1 protein-coding gene is annotated in these 500 nt (G+C 73.0%); it reads left to right on the forward strand.

Annotated elements, in window-relative coordinates; all coding sequences use genetic code 11:
* The coding region (locus tag L6Q96_23735) for an FAD-binding protein (protein MCK6557556.1) at positions 1–500 on the forward strand (500 nt) is incomplete at both ends.

Here is a 500-nt window from a genome sequence, read left to right on the forward strand (position 1 = left end):
CCCACGATCCACGCCGAGTGCCTCCGGTTCGGCATCGACATCACCCGCGAGCCCATCCCCGTCGTGCCCGCGGCCCACTACCTCTGCGGCGGGATCAGCACGGACCTGCACGGCAGGACGACGATCCCGCAGCTCTGGGCCATCGGGGAGTGCGCCTGCACGGGGCTGCACGGGGCGAACCGGCTCGCGTCGAACTCGCTGCTCGAGGGCCTGGTCTTCGGCCACCGCGCCGCGGTGCGGCTCGCCGGCCAGATCCGCGAGCTCCGCGAGAGCCCGTTCCCCGAGGTCCCGGAGTGGCAGACGGGCGACGCGGCCCCGAGCGACGAGGGCGTCGTGGTCGCGCACAACTGGGACGAGCTCCGCCGCACCATGTGGAACTACGTCGGGATCGTCCGCTCGGACGCGCGGCTCCGGCGCGCGGCGCGCCGGATCGCGCTGCTCCAGGAGGAGATCCGCGAGTACTACTGGAAGCACCTCGTGACGCGCGACCTGCTCGAGCT

Source organism: Candidatus Binatia bacterium (genome assembly GCA_023150935.1).
Lineage (GTDB): Bacteria > Desulfobacterota > Binatia > HRBIN30 > HRBIN30 > JAKLJW01.